Consider the following 1,861-nt stretch of genomic DNA (forward strand, 5'->3'; position numbering starts at 1 on the left):
TGTCGCTGACGGTCCAATAATGAACACCTACTGACGGTCGAAAACTGACCACCCTGTAGGCTTCTCGCACGGAGGCGCCGTGTGAGGAGGGGTCGGTGTGTTGCGACTGGAGGACTGGGTGGACATCGTCTCGATGCACAAGGCGGGCGCGTCGATCAGCCGGATCGCGCGGGAGTTCGGGATCTCCCGCAACACCGTCAAAGCCACCCTCAGAAGGGATGGGCCGCCCGAGTATCACCGCAAGCCGATGCCGAGCAAGCTCGATCCGTACAAAGACTACCTGCTCGAGCGTCTTCGGGAGTTCCCCGAGCTGTCGGTGAGGCGGCTTCTCGACGAGATCCGCGCCCTGGGCTACGGCGGCGGGATCTCGATACTCAAGGACTTCACGCGTCCTCACCGCGTGCCGCGCAAGACGACCGTCGTCCGTTTCGAGACGCCTCCAGGGGAACAGGCCCAGGTGGACTATGCCGAGCTCGGATCCCATGACATAGCCGGCGTGCCGACCAGGGTCTACGCTTTCGTGATGCTGCTCGGCTTCTCCCGGTTCCTCTACGTCGAGTTCGCCACAAGTTGTGCGACCGACGCCTTCTTGTCCGCCCATGCGCGCGCATTCGCCTACTTCGGCGGCATGCCCAGACGCGTGCTCTACGACAACGCGAAGGTCGTGGCCCTCGTCCACTCGCGCACGGTCGTGACGTTCAACGAGGCGCTCATGGACTTCGCGGGGCGCTTCGGGTTCAGCCCTCAGCTGTGCCGCCCCGCGCGGCCACAGACCAAAGGCAAGGTCGAGCGCTCGATCGGCTACGTGAAAGACGCGTTTCTAGTCGGCCGCACCTTCACGGACGTCGAGGACATGAACACCCAGGTGCTCGCCTGGCTTGAGGCCGAGGCGAACGTGCGCAAGCACGGCACCACCGGTGAGAGACCCGTCGACCGCCTGACGCGCGAAGGTCTCACGCCGGTCTCCGAGGCGCTCCCCTGGGTGCCGACCTACCCGCTTGTCCCGCCACACTCGCCGCGCCGACCATCCTTCGCTTTCACGAGCTCGCCGAGAGTCGAGGTCCGCCCGCTTTCCGTCTACGAGGAGGTGTGCCCGTGAGTCTCGCCGATGAGCGGCTCGCGCACCTGTGTGACCGGCTGCGCCTGCCCGACGTCCCCGCGCTGTTGCCGGCACTCGCCGAGGAGGCGGCTGCCAAGGACCGGTCGTTTTGCGACTTCACCGAGTGTCTGCTCGCACGCCAGATGGAGGCGACCGATGCGAGAAGTTGCGAGACGATCGCGCGCCTGGCGGGCTTCCCGGCCAGAAAGACGCTTGCCGAGTTCGACTTCAGCTTCCAGCCATCCGTGAACCGCAAGCAGGTGACCGAGCTCTGCAGCTGCGCGTTCGTCGAGCGCGCTGAAAACGTCGTGCTCCTCGGTCCTCCCGGGGTGGGCAAGACCCACATCGCCATCGCGATCGGGCTTGAGGCCGCGCGGCGACGCATGCAAGTCAAGTTCACGACCGCGGCCAAGCTCATAGCCTCCCTCTCCGAGGCCCGCACCCACGACTCGTTCTCGAGGCGCCTGGCCGGGTTCACGCACCCGCGGCTGCTCATCATCGACGAGGTCGGCTTCTTGCCCCTGAAGCCGGCGGAGGCCGGGTTCTTGTTCGAGGTGGTGTGCAGGCGCTACGAGCACGCCTCGATCGTGCTCACCTCCAACAAGAGCTATGGCGAGTGGGGTGAGGTCTTCTCCGGTGACGCGGTGATCGCGAGCGCGATCCTCGACCGTCTTCTGCATCACTCGACGACGATCACGATCAAAGGTGAAAGCTACCGGCTGAAGGACCGGAGGAAGGCCGGGGCAGTGGGGATCGGCAAGG

Annotated in this window: 2 protein-coding genes; both read left to right on the forward strand. The window is 65.6% G+C overall.

The window, feature by feature from the left end; translation table 11 throughout:
- The first annotated feature begins 97 nt into the window (after positions 1-97).
- A complete protein-coding gene (gene istA, locus U1E26_04410) occupies positions 98-1,099 on the forward strand; it encodes an IS21 family transposase (GenBank protein MDZ4168884.1) in 1,002 nt (333 codons plus the stop codon).
- Positions 1,096-1,861, forward strand: a 766-nt coding sequence (istB, locus tag U1E26_04415; protein MDZ4168885.1) for an IS21-like element helper ATPase IstB, incomplete at its 3' end; no start/stop codon positions are given. The genes istA and istB, both read left to right, overlap by 4 nt.

Source organism: Coriobacteriia bacterium, assembly GCA_034370385.1.
GTDB lineage: Bacteria > Actinomycetota > Coriobacteriia > Anaerosomatales > PHET01 > JAXMKZ01.